General features: G+C 50.5%; 16 protein-coding genes. 8 read left to right on the top strand and 8 right to left on the bottom strand.

All coding sequences use genetic code 11. From position 1 onward, the window contains the following. Nucleotides 1–28: 28 nt before the first annotated feature. From BBD41_RS23930 to BBD41_RS23915, 4 genes are all read right to left on the bottom strand, one after another. Entirely contained in the window at nt 29–307 is a 279-nt protein-coding gene (locus tag BBD41_RS23930) for a YrdB family protein (protein WP_237086897.1), read from the bottom strand. A 73-nt stretch (nt 308–380) separates the two neighbouring features. After that, nucleotides 381–824 carry a DinB family protein gene (locus tag BBD41_RS23925; RefSeq protein WP_099479031.1) on the bottom strand — a complete coding sequence of 148 codons (444 nt, stop codon included), beginning with the start codon at nt 822–824 and terminating at the stop codon, nt 381–383. 50 nt (nt 825–874) lie between these two features. After that, a complete protein-coding gene (locus BBD41_RS23920) occupies nt 875–1,900 on the bottom strand; it encodes a winged helix DNA-binding domain-containing protein (RefSeq protein WP_237086896.1) in 1,026 nt (341 codons plus the stop codon). A 173-nt stretch (nt 1,901–2,073) separates the two neighbouring features. Next, complete coding sequence (locus BBD41_RS23915; RefSeq protein ID WP_077567282.1) at nt 2,074–2,862, bottom strand: ABC transporter ATP-binding protein; 789 nt, start codon at nt 2,860–2,862, stop codon at nt 2,074–2,076. A 593-nt stretch (nt 2,863–3,455) separates the two neighbouring features. Here BBD41_RS23915 and BBD41_RS23910 point away from each other — a divergent pair. The 5 genes from BBD41_RS23910 (at nt 3,456) to BBD41_RS23890 (ending at nt 10,246) form a co-directional block, all read left to right on the top strand. After that, nucleotides 3,456–4,424 carry a carbohydrate ABC transporter permease gene (locus tag BBD41_RS23910; protein WP_099479027.1) on the top strand — a complete coding sequence of 323 codons (969 nt, stop codon included), beginning with the start codon at nt 3,456–3,458 and terminating at the stop codon, nt 4,422–4,424. Beyond that, nucleotides 4,421–5,257, top strand: a complete 837-nt coding sequence (locus tag BBD41_RS23905) for a carbohydrate ABC transporter permease (RefSeq protein WP_099479025.1) — start codon at nt 4,421–4,423, stop codon at nt 5,255–5,257. The genes BBD41_RS23910 and BBD41_RS23905 overlap by 4 nt, the downstream gene beginning before the upstream one ends. A gap of 157 nt (nt 5,258–5,414) precedes the next feature. After that, nucleotides 5,415–7,202 (top strand): cache domain-containing sensor histidine kinase, encoded by a 1,788-nt coding sequence (locus BBD41_RS23900; RefSeq protein WP_099479023.1) that lies wholly within the window; start codon nt 5,415–5,417, stop codon nt 7,200–7,202. Beyond that, a complete protein-coding gene (locus tag BBD41_RS23895; RefSeq protein ID WP_099479022.1) occupies nt 7,177–8,796 on the top strand; it encodes a response regulator transcription factor in 1,620 nt (539 codons plus the stop codon). The genes BBD41_RS23900 and BBD41_RS23895 overlap by 26 nt, the downstream gene beginning before the upstream one ends. Nucleotides 8,797–8,956: 160 nt before the next feature. Next, a complete protein-coding gene (locus BBD41_RS23890; RefSeq protein WP_099479020.1) occupies nt 8,957–10,246 on the top strand; it encodes an ABC transporter substrate-binding protein in 1,290 nt (429 codons plus the stop codon). 334 nt (nt 10,247–10,580) lie between these two features. Here the strand turns inward: BBD41_RS23890 and BBD41_RS23885 are convergent, their stop codons facing one another. Together BBD41_RS23885 and BBD41_RS23880 are read right to left on the bottom strand one after the other, a co-directional pair. After that, a complete protein-coding gene (locus tag BBD41_RS23885) occupies nt 10,581–10,841 on the bottom strand; it encodes a 2TM domain-containing protein (RefSeq protein ID WP_099479018.1) in 261 nt (86 codons plus the stop codon). Next, nucleotides 10,816–11,625, bottom strand: a complete 810-nt coding sequence (locus BBD41_RS23880) for a MerR family transcriptional regulator (RefSeq protein WP_099479016.1) — start codon at nt 11,623–11,625, stop codon at nt 10,816–10,818. The genes BBD41_RS23885 and BBD41_RS23880 overlap by 26 nt, the downstream gene beginning before the upstream one ends. A 475-nt stretch (nt 11,626–12,100) precedes the next feature. Here BBD41_RS23880 and BBD41_RS23875 point away from each other — a divergent pair, with 475 nt between their 5' ends. From BBD41_RS23875 to BBD41_RS23865, 3 genes are all read left to right on the top strand, one after another. Continuing rightward, nucleotides 12,101–12,808, top strand: coding sequence for an FAD-dependent oxidoreductase (locus BBD41_RS23875; protein ID WP_099479014.1), 708 nt, complete (start codon nt 12,101–12,103; stop codon nt 12,806–12,808). A gap of 118 nt (nt 12,809–12,926) precedes the next feature. Next, nucleotides 12,927–13,265 carry an ArsR/SmtB family transcription factor gene (locus tag BBD41_RS23870; protein WP_077567290.1) on the top strand — a complete coding sequence of 113 codons (339 nt, stop codon included), beginning with the start codon at nt 12,927–12,929 and terminating at the stop codon, nt 13,263–13,265. Beyond that, a complete protein-coding gene (locus BBD41_RS23865) occupies nt 13,262–13,660 on the top strand; it encodes an SRPBCC family protein (protein WP_077567291.1) in 399 nt (132 codons plus the stop codon). The genes BBD41_RS23870 and BBD41_RS23865 overlap by 4 nt, the downstream gene beginning before the upstream one ends. Before the next feature lie 392 nt (nt 13,661–14,052). Here BBD41_RS23865 and BBD41_RS23860 read toward each other — a convergent pair whose 3' ends face one another. After that, a complete protein-coding gene (locus BBD41_RS23860; RefSeq protein WP_077567292.1) occupies nt 14,053–14,352 on the bottom strand; it encodes a VOC family protein in 300 nt (99 codons plus the stop codon). A gap of 158 nt (nt 14,353–14,510) precedes the next feature. Beyond that, nucleotides 14,511–14,816, bottom strand: coding sequence for a hypothetical protein (locus BBD41_RS30360; RefSeq protein WP_237086894.1), 306 nt, complete (start codon nt 14,814–14,816; stop codon nt 14,511–14,513). Nucleotides 14,817–14,903: the final 87 nt, after the last annotated feature.

Below are 14,903 nucleotides of genomic sequence, written 5' to 3'. Positions count from 1 at the left end.
AATCCCCCAATTCATGAATATTTTGTTTTTACGGCTGCATTTTCCACCGGATAACGATGTACCGGTTCACAAGCGCAGCTACACCGAATAGATAGGCGGTCACCCGGAATCCGGAGTCAATCAAGGCAAGCACCCCGGCAGCAAACAACACGGCCTCAGTGAGAAGGACCCCGCCGATCCGCAGCTTGATGGGTGCCTTCGGCGAGATGATCATCCCCCAGATCACCGCAGTCAGCAGCGGCAGACCGAGCCCAAGGATGATACTCAGCCAAACGCCTTGACCGGCAATGGAAACCCCAATATACAAGCGAAAACAGCAAAATGATCTCCAGCACAAACCGCAGGCCGAGGTTGATCACGGTAAATATCCTGCGATCCCCTTATGCTTCGAGCTGCTTCTTATGATGAATCATGTGCTCGATATAATCATCGAACAGCCACGCCAGCGTGACCTCCGTGCCATCGTCAAGGATGCCTTTTTTGCGGAAATCAGCTTCCCCCGCCTGCTGCATGACACGTACGATCATCCGGTTCAGCTCCCGCCACAATGTAAGAACCTCACCCGGCTGATACTGGTCTTGATAACCCTGAAGACGAACCCAGTCATCCTGTGTGTATCCCTGAATGTGGATTGGTTTATCGGACAACAGAAACCGTACGAATCGCTGATGGTTATTCAGCGCGGAATCGCATAGATGGCCGAGAATTTCCTGCTTCGACCACTTCGCGATGGACGGCTTCCGAGTAAACGCCTCCTCATTCATGGCCTCAACGAGCTCCGTTACTTCGGTAATCAATGATTTCAATCGGTCGAGTGCTTGCATGTGCGTCCTCTCCTTTTGCTGAAATATGATAAACCTCTCTCTCTCTCTTGCTATATGTCGCTTACAAACAGCGGGAGACCCAGAAATTCGGCATATCCCCGGGCAGCCGCGAGAATATCCTCCTTCCGATCCTCGAGCGGCGTGAAGGGGGCAAAAGTGACCTCGACTCCGTTACGCTTGATCTCCCTCCTCCATACGCCGGCAATTCGGCCGTCCACAACGATCATTGGCTGAAACACTCCGTTGCGATACGGGGCGATCTTCGGATCGTGTTCCGGTTCAATCACGGCATCCCGCGCCTTATAGCCCAAGTAATACTCATCGAATCCCGGTAAAAGGTGGACAGCTGGCTGCTCCTGCTGAGTCTCCAGTAAGGAAGCCGACATCCAATACACTGCGCTGTCGATCTTGATCTTCTGCAGAACATCTGAAACAGACTCCACGCCGCGCTTTGCTTCAGACAGCGAAAGCCCGGTCCACCATGCAAAATCCTGAACCGTAGCAGGACCGTGTCCGGTAAAATAACGCATGGCAAGCTCAGCCAAAGCTTCCTCGGTTGTCAGCTCCTTTAATTGCCCGACCCATGCTTCCAGCAAAACAAAGGTTTGTTGATTGCCTTCCCGCGGTCCAAAGCAGAGCATGCCGTCCCGGCTCAAATATCCAAGGACATAGTTCCCCAAGCCATTCTTCGTTGAGATGCCGTCTTCCTCCAGAACCGTCATCAAATCCGGGCGTGGTACGGGAATTCCATCGTGCAGCGCTCTTTCGATTAAGCTTCTGCAGCGCTTCAGTATTTCTCCATCGAGTCCGAGCTCCGCCTGTCTCCGCTTGTCATGGGTTTGTAATCGAGGGGCGGTCAGCTTCAACATCCATAGAACATCCTCGGCCGGCACCATAAAAATCGTCCCCCGCATCGGCCAGGTAAGCACAATTTTCCGCTTAGCAATTGCCAGTTCTACATCCGGCAGCCCAGCGGAAGCCGTTCGCAAACCAACTCCCCAGACCGCCTGGCCGAAATCCTGGGCTTGAACTGCGCCTAATCCTTTTACGACTTGTTCCGGTGTATTAAACTTCATGCTTCCGATCCCCTGGGACAACAGCCTTAAGCCAGCCATCGTTGGATTTGTCAATTCCGCAACACTCCCTAGACATCAAATAGAAACGCTGGTGCGATTATGCAGCCTCCCATCAAGCGGATGAGCAACGTACTTCTGGGCTGGTAGCGTCACCTGAATTTCATGAAGATTGCCTACGATAAATCGGGAATCGACATCCAGGCCCGCTCGTTCTGCCAGCTCACCTCGACCGGCGTTTCGAAGAAGGCGGTCAAATTGCCGCTGGTCAGCATGTCCTTCGAGCTTCCCTGGTTAAACACGCTTCCGCGACGGATTAAAAGGGAATGCGAAAAAATCGGCAAAATCTCTTCGATATGATGCGTCACGAACAGCAGCGTCGGAGCATCCGGCTTCGAGGCAAGCGCCGTAATGCTTGCCAATAGCGCTTCCCGCGACAGAAAATCCAGCCCGTTGCAGGCTTCATCCAGAATCAGCAGCCTTGGGGATGCCATAAGAGCTCTGGCAATCAGCAGCTTTTGCTTCTCCCCTTGTGAACAGGTTTCATATGTACGTCCAAGCAGGTGATAACAATTAAAATCCTTCATCAGCTGTTCCGCCTGCGCCCGGTCATCCTCATCTATCTTCTGATACAAACCAATGGAAGCGTGCTTGCCGCTGATGACAACGTCAATCGTCGATTCGTTCGGACGGATCCGCTCCTGGAGCGAGGAGCTCACCCAGCCGATTGATTTCCGGAGCTCTCTTAAATCTACCGTTCCGAAACGGTGACCGAGTACGGAGACACTGCCGCTGGTCGGCCAGATATAACCGTTAATCATATTCAGGATCGTTGTCTTCCCTGATCCGTTCAAACCCAGAACGGCCCAATGCTCCCCAGGTTTGACGGTCCAGTTGACGCCGGACAGCACGGTCTTCTGCTCCCGTCTCCAGGTTACTTCATTCAAATCAATTATCGAGCTCATTGCTGCTCCCACTCCTTCTTGTGCTTTGTCTCTGCTTTTCTCTTTTCAAGGATTATATCAGCAATTACATATTCCTCAATAGCGAAAAGAGGGAACTTCAATTACAAAAAAGCAACATGGACTATTGCTAAAAATTGATTTATGTGTTTTGCGCGAATCAAACCGATCCAACCGACATTCCTATGGGGTCATCAAGAACGGATCCTTTTCGATAACGCCTATCCCGGACAGTTCGCGCTGATTCAGGGGCAACTGCCGGACGTCGGCTTTGCTATTCAAGACATTCACTAGATCATTATATCACACCAGAATTTGGATTATATCGGCCGTGTGTCTGCTATGATCCAGCTTTGAAAACAAGTCTTGGAAGTGTTCGCTTAGTGAAATCGAAAAGCCTGTTATCACGGCGGATTATTTACGAACGATCCTAATCAGCACATTCAGGAATTGGCATACGGTAAGTGTTCTTGCACTATCTCATGATCTCGTACCTAAATCATTCAATAATGAAAGAATTTGTACATTTATCGCCTACAGGCCTGATTTTCATCAAGATACAATGTGAGCTATCAATAGGCGAGAGGTGATTAATCATGAATGCACAAACGGTACAGTCGCCGGACAAGGCCGGACTGTACAAAGGCATGAAAACGGTTGCCACCAAAACATTCAAAGGGCGCTGGAACGCTCCGTTAGCTGGTTACCTGTTCATCGCCCCCTGGCTGCTGGGCTTTCTCATTTTACAGCTGTGGCCCATTATCCAGTCCTTCTATCTATCCTTCACGGAATATTCGCTGTTGGAGCCGGCCCGCTGGATCGGTATCAAGAACTTCCAGGTTATTGCTCACGATCGGCTTTTCTTCAATTCGTTGAAAGTGACATTTCTGTATGTGATCGCTTCCGTCCCGCTGAAACTGCTGGTAGCGCTGGCTATAGCCCTGCTGCTCAACCGGAACATCCGGGGCATATCCTTCTACCGGACGATCATTTACCTGCCCTCACTAATTGGCGGAAGCTTGGCGGTCGCCGTGCTCTGGCGCAATATTTTCGGTCTGAACGGCTTTATTAATCAGCTCGCGATATGGGTCGGAATCGCCCCCAAAAACTGGATTGGCACCCCGTCCACCGCCCTCGGCACCCTGGTACTTCTAACGGCATGGCAGTTCGGCTCGTCGATGATTATTTTCCTTGCCGGCCTTAAGCAAATCCCAAGTGAGTTATATGAAGCCGCATCCGTGGACGGGGCCTCGCCGCTTCGCAAGTTTATCCGGATTACCTTACCGATGTTATCCCCGGTCATCCTCTTTAATCTGATCATGGGCATCATCAACGCATTCCAGATGTTCACATCGGCTTTTGTTGTCACGAATGGAGGACCGGTCAATTCAACCGAGATGTTCGCCCTGTTTCTGTACAATAAAGCCTTCGGATCCCTACAGATGGGCTACGCATCAGCCTTGGCCTGGATATTGCTCGTTATCATTGGCATCGCCACGGCGCTTAATTTTATCGCGTCCAAATACTGGGTCTTCTACGAAACCGAAACGGAGGGTCGCAAATGACAGGTGCTCATAATAAACAAAACTGGCTGGTCCATGTGCTGATGATTGCATTCTGTTTTGTGATGTTTTATCCCGTACTTTGGTGGATCGGCGCCTCCTTCAAATCGACACCGGAAATCAGTCTACCCACTCTGTTCCCCAAAGTATGGTTATGGCAAAATTATACGGAAGGCTGGATGGCGCTGCCCAAGTATACATTTACACGCTTCTTTATGAACAGCCTCAAGCTCAACGTGGCAACAACGATTATCCACGTCATTTCCGCCAGCCTGGTGGCTTTCGGCTTCGCAAGACTGTCCTTTCCGCTAAAGGGTTTATGGTTCTCCATCCTGCTTATGACCCTGATGCTTCCCGGACAAGTCACGCTCATCCCGCAGTATACGATGTTCCATTCCTTCGACTGGATCAACACGTATCTGCCCCTGATCGTCCCATCAGCCATGGGCGGAGCCTTCTTTATATTCCTGATTGTCCAGTTCATCCGCGGCATTCCGCGAGAGCTCGATGAGTCCGCGAAAATCGACGGCTGCTCCTGGTTCGGCATTTATCTGCGCATCGTAATGCCGCTGACCCTGCCTGCGCTCATTACGGTAACAATATTCTCGTTTATTTGGGGCTGGGACGAATACTTTGGGCCGCTGATTTATCTGAATACCGTGGATAAGTACACGGTCCCGCTCGCGCTCAGAATGTTTATCGACTCCCAGTCAGCCGTTCCATGGGGGCAGCTGCTTGCCGTATCCCTGCTCTCCGTTCTGCCGCCGGTGGTCATTTTCTTTCTGGCGCAAAAGCATTTCGTGGAAGGGATTGCCACATCCGGGCTGAAAGGTTAGATTTCATAGCGGTAAACGGATACTGTGCTGTGTTCTTCCGGTTCTTCTTCAAGCCGCGGCCAAGCCGGACATCTCGATCATCCGGCTTCCGCCAACGTGGCAATGAGGCAGCAGCACGTTCAGCGACCTTATGGCTTCCAAGGGGAGGAGAAAACGCATGAATCCGTTTCGCACGTTCCGCATCGATTACGTTTTTTTCTTCAGTTTTGCCGGTTTTATCGCAGTCCTCATCACGATCATGATGATTGTTAGTTATCGCTTCTCGGCTGATGAGCAGGCGAACAGCGCCTCCATGTACCAGCAGGCGGTGCTGCAGCAGCTCAACAAACAGCTTACCGACCAGATGAGCGCTGTGGAGCAAACCTCACTAGCCGTGTCCATCAACTCGCCTCTGGTCAACTATTTAACGATGAAAGGAGATTATTATGCACGCAAGAAGGCCAGGGACGAGCTGAATCGGGATTATTTGGCGCCAATGCTGAACAGCTCGCGCTCGATGTTTTCTTTTCAGATTTATATGAACGATCCGCTTCAGGTCGATCCCAACGCCAACATTCAGTACCTTCCGCTAGCCACAGCCAGATGGGAGAACTGGTATCCGGCCATCGACAAATCCGACTTTCTCTGGATTGGCCAGCGTGAGGTCGGTTCGCCGCAGGGGAAACAGCAGGTGATCAGCTTTGTCCGTAAAATCACTTCGCTTGACGGTGTGAACCACGGAATTCTGATTATCAATGTCCGGGTCAAATTCTTGCAGGACATTCTGACGGAAGATAATTCCTTGGCCAGCCGGCTCCTGCTCGACTCCGGCGGCCGGATGATCATGCACACCCGGATTGCTCCGCCTCCCGAGGAAATCAACACGATCCTGGAGCAGGTCAGCGGGGACACCGGCCATGCGCGTCATCTTCTGGCCGCCGCCGGCTCGCTGCCGGAGAAGAACATGCTTACCGTATGGTCCCGGACATCCCCTGGCAGCTGGATGCTGGTGGAACTCACTCCCTGGAAGGAAATTACCAACGGAAGTGTCCGCCTTGCGTGGACCATGGCTATTGTGGGAGCCGTCGCCATTTTGCTGTCCCTGTTCTTCACATTGTTCCTTTCCCGGAATTTCACGCGGCCGATCCGGAAACTGATTCAGCTGATGCAGGCGTTCAATCCCGGGAAGCGCAGGCAGCCGCTGCCCACCGAATACCGCAACGAATTCGGCAGCTTGTTCAGCGGCTACCGCAAGCTCACCGAGCGGATCGAAACGCTGTATCAGTCGCTGGAGCAGCAGTATAAGGCACAGCGCGAAGCAGAGATTAAGGCGCTTCAAGCAATGATTAACCCCCATTTTCTCTACAACACCTTGGACCAGCTGAATTGGATGGCGCTTGAAGCCGGTCAAGAGAAAATCAGCCGCGTGCTCGAGCTGATGGGGCAAATGTTCCGTATTGGTCTGTCGGGCGGCGAATCCATGATTTCGATTCAGGAAGAGCTTTTGCACGTGGATTGCTATCTGAAAATCCAACAGTTCAAGTGGGGCGAAGGATTGGAATGGCACATCGATTGCCCGAAGGATATACAGCATCTGATGATTCCGAAACTCACCCTGCAGCCCTTTGTGGAAAACGCCGTTATGCACGGTTTTCATGGCAGACGCCAAGGCCGGATCCATTTGACATGTCAGGAAGAGGACAGAGGCATCCGGATTTGGATTCGGGACGACGGCATCGGGCTGCACGAAGACTGGAAAACGCGGAAACGCCATCAGACGGGCGGATACGGCATCCGCAACGTAACGGAACGTATTCAGGTTTATTTCGGTCCGCCCTTTGGCGTTTCGCTTCGCAACCGTGCCGATGTGCCAGGCACCGAAGCGGAGATCTACTGGCCGAAGCTGGATCAACAGCAGGATCAGGAAGGGGGAAGAAATCATGTGGACCATTGCTATCGTGGATGACGACCGGCAAGCGCTCGGCGGCATGTCCCGGTTAATCCCTTGGGAGCAGCTCGGCGTACGGCCTGTCGGGGAGGCCATGGATGGCGAAGAAGGACTCCGGCTGATCGAGTCAAGCAAACCTGACATCGTCATCACGGATATCTATATGCCGGTAATGAATGGTCTCGACATGATCGAACAGCTCCGTAAGCAGCAGTACACCGGCAAAATCATCATTTTGAGCGGGTATTCGGATTTTGAATATGCTCGCAAGGCACTGCGGCTTCAGGTCGACGATTATTTGCCCAAGCCGGCCTCACCGGCCACGATCCGGGAAGTGCTGCAGCGCGTCACCCGCGAGCTAACGGAGCGCCGAGCGTTGGAAAACAGAGAGCGGGATCTACAAAACCGACTCATGCAGTATGAGCCGTATCTGGAAAGGGAATGGGTCAAATCCGTACTCACCGGAGGGTCCTCCTCCCCGCTAGCGGATCCCTCCCGCATGCTGGACCGGCTGGGCTGGAAGAATGCCCAATTCATGATGCTAGCTTTAGAAATTAAACGCCAAGGACGTATGGAAGGAATCTCCGTTCGGGACTGGCACCTGTTCCGGTTCGCCGTGGGCAACACGGTAGAGGAGCTGGCCGGTCAGGACGGTCTGCGAAGCTATTTCCTGGAGCTGCATAGTCACCATATGGCACTGCTGTTGTATAAGCCCCTTTCCTGGCCGTCCGAAGCGTTCCGCTTGGAAGTTCTCGCGCTGGCAGGGCGAATCATTTCGTCCGTGCATCGATTCCTCAGGGTCAAGCTGCATATCGGTGTCGGTCTCCGCAAGGACAACTGGCTTGCCATCTCCGATTCTACCGAAGAAGCCTTCCAAGCACTCGCCGAGCGGCGCGAACCGGATTCCGCCCATCCCTGCGTCTACGTATATAACGAAGGCGGCATCCGGCGTTCAGCACCACGGAACATACGGCCGGTGCGGTTTTTCCAGGAGATGGCCGACGCAGTAAGGACCTTTGACGAGCCCAGAGCCCTGCTGGCGCTGGAGGACTTCTTCCGCAAGGACAGCGGCGCGGCCCAGCTTCAGTCCGACGAACTTACCGCCATCGGAACACAGCTGTTCGCCATCCTCTCCTTTACTCTGTACGAGTCCGGCATCCGGCTCGACGATGAGCTCTCTCTCACGGACTTGACCAAAGAATTGGGGCAAGTGGAAGATGCCCAGCAGTGGAAGGCATGGGTAGCGGACAAAGTGAACCGAATCTGTTCGCGTTACACGCCCAATGAAAACCTCAAGCATAAGGAAACGGTCGAATATATCATCCAATACATTCATGAACATTACGCCGAGAACATCCATCTTCAGGATCTGGCCAACCAGGTGTATATCTCCAAAAACTATCTCAGTACCATATTCCGCCAGTTTACAGGTGAAACCTTCGGCGATTATCTAACCAGGGTGCGCATGGAAAAAGCCAAGAGCATGGTTCTCGAGAAGAAACTGCTGATTGCAGAAATCGCCGAGCGGGTCGGGTATCGGAATGTTCCTTACTTTACCACCCTGTTCAAAAAGCATACCGGGCGCAGTCCCACCGAGTTTCACAAAGCCTAATGATCAGTTCTGTTCAGAAATTTCCGACTCATGAGCATCTCGCCTCCTCATTCGATCATCGTAAAATACTGAAATGATTCGTTGTTTTGTCGCCTACGAGAAAGGCCCTGGACTTGGTACGTTAAAGAAGCAGATCAGTTAATTAAGGGAGGTTCATCCGATGAGAAAATCATGGCACCGTCTCGCCGCTGGCGCTGCGGCCGTGTTGTCACTGTCCCTGGTTCTCTCCGCTTGCAGCGGAATCAAGAAAGAAGAAGCCGGATCCACGGAGCCGGCAGACGGCAAGTCCATCACGCTCCGAATCATGTGGTGGGGATCTCAGGCAAGGCATGACGCAACTCTGAAAGCGCTTGATGTGTACTCCGAAAAGAACCCAGACATCACATTCGAACCGGAGTACCAGTCATTCGACGGGTACCAAGACAAGCTGTCGACCCAGTCCGCGGGGAAAAACACGCCGGATATTTTCCAAATGGATGCCGCCTGGTTCAACGATTGGGCGTCCAGCGGACGGCTGGAGGATCTCTCCTCCATACCGACGGACCATATCGATAAGGTGCTGCTCGAGACAGGCACCTACCAAGGCAAACTGTACGCGATGCCGCTCGGCAATAACGCTTGGGGCGTGGTGTACAACAAGACGATGATGGATAGCCTCGGCGTTCAGCCGCCGAAGACATGGGACGAGTTTTTTGCCATGGCGCGCGACCTGAAGCCGAAGCTGGCCAAGGACCAATACCTCACGCGTGACCTGACTGCGGACAGCGCGTTCTACATGTCGTATCAGCTGAGCATGGGCAAAGGCTTTTCCATGAGCAAGGACGGAAAATTCCATTATGACGAGGCTACCTGGAAGGATTGGATGAACAAATGGGCGGAGCTGCGCAAGGATAATCTCGTGACACCGCCTGACGTCACCGTCTCGGATAAAGCGCAGGACGCACAAATGGACCTGCTCATTCAGGAGAAGATTCTGCTTCGGGGCGCGCATGCCGCGGAATTCGGCGGAACGGATGCCTTAAAACCCGGCGTGTTGGCGTTAACGACCCAGCCGAGGGGAACCCAGGCAGGCGGCTGGCTGAAAGCCTCCATGTACTGGAGCGTCAGCCCCAACAGCCAATATAAAGAGGAGGCGAAGAAGTTCATCGACTGGTTTGTCAATAGCGAGGAAGCCGGAGAAATTTTGGGCACTTCGCGGGGAATTCCGGTTAACAAAACCGTAGCCGATGCGCTCCAGCCCAAATTTACGGACGTCGATAAAAGCGCCCTCGGCCTGATCAACGAGGTGTCCAAAGACGGAGCCGCGTTTGACCCCGGACCAGGGAATAAGGGCGGCTGGGCCAACTTCACGAAGGAATACGACAACATCACGCAGTCAATCATGTTCGGTAAAATCAGCATCGACGAGGGCTGGGACCAGATTGTCAAATTGAGCAAAAGTCTGGAGTAATCCTGCCGCAGCGCTGACTGTTTTGGATTTGGTAAAAACCGCCACGCGAAAGCGATGGCACTCCGCAAAGCACCCGTTAATATCGGGTGCTTTACATTATGGAGCTTTGAAGGCTCCATAATGCCTATTACTTTTCTTCATTAATTGGATACAACTCCTCTAAGCTGTTCATGTCTTTACCTCCAAGTATCTCTCTCTGCCATTGGTGATCATGTATCCATACTGGGATTGCCCTGAACGTGTAGAAACATTATAGAAAAACAACCGATCATTGCGGATTCGTGGATTGGTTTTGAATTGGTTTACACGTAAGGGTATACTGTTAGTCGCTGCCCTATTCTTTGTTGGCGTCGTTTCCACGAAAGAATACGTACACGCCTTGGACGACGATAATGATCAACCAGATCATCGTAACGAAGATCTCCGATTCCTCATGATAGTACCAGATCTTCCCCTCCAATATAGACTCTTTCAGACCGGATAGGAACGGCGTGTCCATCCGCAGCCAGAAATTAACGATGATGTGAACAACGATGAACAAGGCGAGATGCTGCTTGAAATCCTTACGATTACCCAATTCCTTTTCCAGACTCATGCTCCTTGTCACCTCCCCGGTTCGTGGAATGATTCATGATGCGATCGATATAACGAACCACTTCTTCATCAATGCCGTAGATCAGCGGCGATTCCTGACTGGCTGCGTCGATGAAGTGAAAATATTTGAACTGTAGTTCCTCATCGCCGTTAAACCAACTGGATATGCACGCCTTCCATTGTTCGGCTAAATCCTCCACCAGAGGAGCGTCTTCATCGGCGCACATGCTCTTGCGAGTCTTCTTGATAAGCTCCAAAGCCGTTAATAGGCGCGGGTCCTCGCTTCCGATTAAGGGAAGCTCCCTCAGCGCGTCGATCTCCTCTTCAGTAAATACATCAGCTGGAAACGTGGCTGGAATCTCGTTATTCACAAAATGCGGACTGTCAATCCTTTCGATGATATTAAAAACATGCTCATCATTTCGCTGCCCCGACATTTCAATTGTCTGAAGTACGCCTCTCAATATAAACTGCTTTCGCTTCAGATCATCGATCTTCTTCGAGGCATGCTCGATCTGGGCTTGCAGCAATGGAACCCACGGGTCCGCATCCGGCTCCGCAGCCGATATTTGTTCATCGAATAATGCTTTGATTTGTTCCAGCGAATAGTCCATGGATTTCAAGGACAGGATCGTTTGGAGTTTGATGATGGCCTGATCATCGTAATAACGGTAGCCGTTTTCCCTTGAAATCGTCGGCTTCAAGAGTCCGATCTCATCATAATAATGCAGCGTTCTGCGGCTGATATTGACTTTATGAATCATTTCTCCAATCGAATACATCATGCCAAGGCTCCCTTATCTTCCCTAGTTTTCATTCTCCATTAAAGAATACAACATCCGAAGCGTCGCTGATGAGAACGGTCAACAGATACACCAGTATTCGAGCAGGACGGTAGGCGTTTGATAACAACAAAAAAATCCTCACGACATCGATGCAATGCTAAGTCTATCCAGCAAGGCTAATCCCAGGATGGTATCCCACATATCGTCCCTCCTAACGTCATGATTCGATCCTAATTATTCATAACATTGACGTTAACGTGGAAGTCAACGGCAAAAAACACCGCAGAGTCATTTATAAAAACGCTATTGACACGACACCAAACGGTGACCTAAAATCAAAGTATCACCAAATGGTGTCCAATTAGCAGCCATGCTACCAATGCCTTGACCGTTTTATAGGTAAAAACCATATTCTTTACAGATGGTCGCAATAGCAAAGCAAACTGTTCCAAAATAAGTAAGGGAGTTGGGGAAGTTGAGCTTTTTTCAAGACATGTTCGCCGTATTCAAAAAGAGAGAGCTGCCATTGATGGAAAGCCGCAAAGAATTAGAAGATGTATATTCCTTTCTATTTGAGAAAGACAAGGATTTAACCTGGAAAGCAGGGCAATACGGTTTGTTTAGCATCACGCATAAGACCATCAAAAATCCTACAAAACCATTCAGCCTCGCAGCTGCTCCCGCAGAGAATATTGTTAAGATTACAACGCGTATTGGTGAAAGCCCCAGTGACTTTAAGAAAGCGCTGCTAGAATTAAAGCCCGGCATGAAAATCAAAATGAGCGGCCCTGTAGGGTCCTTCAATCTCCAGGACAACAGTCCTTCGCTGCTGATCGCAGGCGGGATTGGAATCACACCGTTCCTGTCGATTCTTAAACAGCTAGAAGCTGAAGGAAGTAAAGACGGGAAGCAGCAAAAACTGCTCTATTTGGATGGCAATAAAGCTTATATTTACAAAGATGAACTTGATAAATTGGCTAACCATATTCAACTAAATGTAGCTTATCTTGATTCATGGGATGACTTGCATGAGGAAATTGAAAGGTTTAAAGCCTTACATAACAATAATGGTAAATACTTTATAGCAGGACCGAAGTCTTTGGTGGATTCTGTTTCTAGCTATTTACAAAATCAAAATATATCCAAGCGGAATATTAAAAAGGACGCCTTTTTTGGGTATTAGTTAACTTTTGAAACCTTTACTTGAAACCATGATGCAAAGATGGTGAAATATAAACGGCGGTCCCCTCAAACATCATTGGATTACGAACAGCGAAAATAAGACTTTTAGGAGGGTTGTCGTGATAGAGAATCATCCATCCCGGGATGTGTTTGACGCCATCGCAGATCCCACTAGACGCCAACTGATTCATCTGTTGTCACAGGCGGACGAGAAACCGCTTCATGAACTAACGTCACAGTTTTCAATGGGCCGGACCGCGGTGTCCAAGCACTTGACCGTTCTTAAAGAAGCCGGACTGGTGCTTGACCGCAAAGTAGGCAGAGAAACACGATTTAAGCTGAACCCCGCTCCGCTTCGAGAAGTTCAAGATTGGGTAGCTTACTACAGCAAATACTGGACGACCAATATGCTGCGGTTGGGCCAGCTTTTAGAGGAGGAGAAACAGGAGAAACATTGAGTTTAGTATTATCCCTGGATTTTCAGTACACCACATCGATCGAGAAGGCTTGGGCCGCCTTAACCGATCCCAACAGGTTGGCACAGTGGATCATGGACAATGACTTTAAGCCTGTCGTGGGGCATCGTTTTCAGTTTCGCCATGAGCCGAACGAATATTGGGACGGAATCGTTGACGGCGAAGTGCTGATCGTGGAGGAACCCACCCGCTTGTCCTATTCGTGGGCTGCCGGTGAGGAACGGCATACCGTTACCTGGACGCTGCAGGATTTAGGAGACGGAAGAGTTAACCTTCATCTCGAACAAACGGGCTTCTCCCATGTTCATGGACTCGAAGGGGCCAGATATGGCTGGAAAGAATGGTTCGGCAAGTTTGAGCAGGTGCTGGAAGGATAACCGCATTCAGTACAATAACCTGCCTTGCTCTTCCCATGGCTAAGTTTTGGGACGATCGTTTGAACCTTTGCTTAGCCCGAACATATAAACCGGCTGCGTGTGTGCGGCCGGTTTATATCTGTAGTATTGGACGCTGGTCGGGTCGTCCGATAACCTAGCCACATGAGCTGCGTGGTTCATTTAACATCGCTTATCGCGAGCGATGATACAACAATCCATGCCGTCAGGCCCTGTAAAGCTGGTAAAACGGCCTACGCCGGGCTTATTCTGAGGTTCGATGACGGCTCGCGCACCAAGGGATTGGGCTTTGATTACCATTGGATCACAGTCCTGAACGACGTAGTAAACTTTCCATTCGGACATTTTCGTTCCATTTTTAGAAGCAGTCACAGTTATGCCGTTTTCATATGGAGCTTTTTGGCGAAACAGAAGGGCTGAATGTGATTTCGCTCAACATTGAAATACAAGCTGGTATGAGGCTTAGCTCCCTTGGGAATAACCGGAGAGTTGAGGGATGTCAGGCTGCCCCATTCGCTTTCGCTTGAATACATCTTGGTCATGACCTTTCCCGGCAGAAGCTCCTCCTTAAATCTCCAACCGAATAAATCTCCGTAAAATGCTTTAGTTGTGTCAATCCGCGGCGTCTTTAAGTCCACCCAAGCCAATTGGCCTTCCGACTGAAATGGTTTCATAGATCGTCCTCCTCCACACGCAAAAAAACGCACACTCCTACCAAGGAATGTGCGCTTGTGCGCTGAAATATGATGTAACTCAGTGTCTAGACATGCAGTTTCAATAAGCGAATAATGCCGACCCAGGCAAATGCCCTCTCCTATCCTCGCTTACAGATCTATTTCTTTGCGGTAGCTCCTTGCCTTCTGTACAAAATTCCCTGAATCAGTTTGTACACAAAGCAGAGCATTAGCGAGAAGGCAATCATCATGAAATACGTGTTCCAATTAAACAACTGATTATTCATATGAATCGATAAAATACCGGTCGTAATGGATTCGATATGAGCCCAGTCTACTTCGCCATATCTCGCTTTGAATGCATCAGCTTGGATTTTCCTATAAATGTCCAGCCTGTACAGCTGATAGGCATATCCCGCAATGATATAGCCGGCAAGCGCTATGATCAGAAAGCTTGAGAACACTAAAGCCCATCTTCACCTTTTTGAGTAGTTGAATCCATTGATTGACCAACACCAGAAAAAGTATGCTGAGCGGGATGAGCAGCAGTA

This window comes from Paenibacillus ihbetae (assembly GCF_002741055.1).
Classification (GTDB): Bacteria; Bacillota; Bacilli; order Paenibacillales; family Paenibacillaceae; genus Paenibacillus_AQ; species Paenibacillus_AQ ihbetae.
This window is presented reverse-complemented; position numbering and strand designations above follow the sequence as displayed.